The organism is Stenotrophomonas sp. 05L44_2, assembly GCF_056665995.1.
The window spans coordinates 1-2,292 of record NZ_JBFTNR010000668.1 but is presented as its reverse complement, the minus strand read 5'-3'; the positions used below and the strand labels follow the sequence as shown (position 1 = coordinate 2,292).

The 2,292-nt window shown below is 66.8% G+C and carries 1 protein-coding gene and 1 pseudogene; both read right to left on the bottom strand.

The features are described from left to right. A pseudogene (locus AC1VAN_RS19030) lies at positions 1-532 on the bottom strand (O-antigen ligase family protein); the annotation flags it as partial. A 122-nt stretch (positions 533-654) separates the two neighbouring features. Continuing rightward, positions 655-2,292, bottom strand: a 1,638-nt coding sequence (locus AC1VAN_RS19025) for a glycosyltransferase family 39 protein (protein WP_480986464.1), incomplete at its 5' end; no start/stop codon positions are given.

Sequence of the window (2,292 nt, the reverse complement as noted above, 5' to 3'; positions counted from 1 at the left end):
GCAGCACCATCAGCATCATCACGATGTCGGCGAGCACGATCGCGTTGGTGAACAGTTCGGCGCGTGCCGCACCCTGGAACACCTGCAGTGCCGAAAGCACGAAGGTGCCCACCAGCCCGGCCAATGCACCGCGCCACAGCCAGCGCATGTCCGGGCGCAGCGCACACACCCACAGTGCGATCCACGGGATGACCAGGAAGCGGGATCGATTGTCGACATCGCGCAGGCCCTGTTCGAACAGCACGACCGACACGATGGCCATCAACAGCACCGCCAGCATCAGCCAGCTGAGAACCTTGATCGGCTGCTTGTCCATACGCCGGGCCTGCCACAGCAGGCCGGGCACCATCGCCGTGCTGACCAGCAGCAGCAGCGCGTAGGGCAACAGGTTGATCGGGATGGTCAGCACCAGTGCCGGCATGCAGAACAGGCCGATCTGCGCCAGCCAGTGCGCCGCGCGCGGGAGCTTGCCTGCGGGGACGCCCAGCGGATCGCCGATCGTGGATTCCAGGTTGTGCTGTAAAGCTGCCACGTCGAAAAAGTTCGCTGCAATCCGGCGGAATGAACGGGATCRCCGRYACGGCCRATCCCACGCTGAYGTTTTACTGCCTTTGCTGYCGCTTGGGCAGTCTGGACAAGCACGGGCCAGGATGGTTATTCCTCACGTTGCAGCCGTCGTTCACGTTCGCGTTCCTTCGCGCTGGCCACGCAGCGGCCCTGCACGGCAGCAGCCGGTACCAGCCACCAGCGGCGGCGATTGGCAATTCCCGCCAACTCGGCGTGGTTGCGGTCGATGCAGGGCAACAGCGCGTCTTCGTGGACCAGCAACCAGCGGCGCCGGGGCGCCAACTGCTGCCATTCCACGGCCGCAGCCAGCTGCCCATCCCAAGGCTCGTTGAAACCGAAGGTGGCTGCCGGGCGGTCGGCCATCAGCAGATTCTGCTCTTTCCAGGCCACCAGCCCCAGCTCCGCGTCGGCGCCGATACGCTGGCCGGTGTGCCGCATCAGGCCGCGGGCGGAACTTGAATCATTCAGCAGCGGATAGCCGATCAGGCTGTACAGCACCCAGACGGCAGTCAGGGTCGAGACCAGGGCCAGCTCGCGGCGGGCGCGCCCGAACAGCAGCAGGCTGGCCACACCCCAGCCGCCCATCGCCATCGCCGCCCAGGCCAGGGCGTTCATTTCGCCATTGCCGATGCCCCGCGTCTGCATCAGCCGCACTTCGAAGCCGGGCTTGCCCAGCAGGGCAGACAACCCGGCGGCCAACGTCCCCAGCGACAGCAGCAGGGTGAACGCGCCCAGCAGCCATTGCACATCGCGCCGGCGCAGCAGCCCCGGCAGCAACGGCGCCAGCGCCAGGCAGAACATCGGCAGCGCAGGCAGGATGTAGACGTCGCGCTTGCCATTGGGGATCGAGAAGAACAGCACGATCAGCGCCCACCAGCCCAGCAGCAACAGATAGCGTGCGTCCCGGCGCTGCAGCCGGCGCCGCCAGGCGGGGATCGCCCACGGCACCGCCAGGAAGGCCGGAATCCACATCGACGGCATGGTGCCCAGGAAGTACCACCATGGCTGGTGGTGGTCCCACGATTGCGCATAGCGCTTGGCGGTCTGCCGGAACAGGATGTCGTCCATGTAGGCCAGGTATTCGCCGGAACGGGTGGCCAGCGCGGTCATCACCATCGGCACCAGCCACAGCGCGACGGCCAGCACGAATGCCAGCGGCGCCAGCCAGAAGCGCAGGTCGCGCGCATGCAGCCGCACCCGTGGCCAGTGCAGGGCAGAACCGATCACCGCTGGCACGATCATCAGCAGCGCGATCACGCCCACGCCCTTGGTGATCACCCCGATGCCGGCAAAGAACCAGCCCAGCCACCACCAGCGCCAAGCAGGCCCCAGCAACAGGTGGCGAAGCAGGCCATAGTTGGCCAGGGTGATGAACAACACCACCAGCGGGTCGATCTGCGCCTTCTTCGCCTGGAAGGTGAACTGCAGGGCGAACAGCAGCGCCCAGCCAGCGTACAGGCCGACCTGGCGTGTCCACAGGCGCCGGCCGAGGTCGACCACGCACCACAGCGTGCCCAGTGCAGCGATCAGCGAAGGCAGCAGGAACGCCACGCGCCAGTTGCCGATCACGCTGTACAGCGTGGCCTGCCACCACATCAGCATCGGCGGCTTGTCCGAGTACAGCTCCWGCCCRCGRTGCGGGAACAGCCAGTCGCCGCTKTCSACCATSTGCTTGGCGACSARGGYGAAGCGCGGTTCGTCCGAGGGCCAGGGATCGCGTAGTCC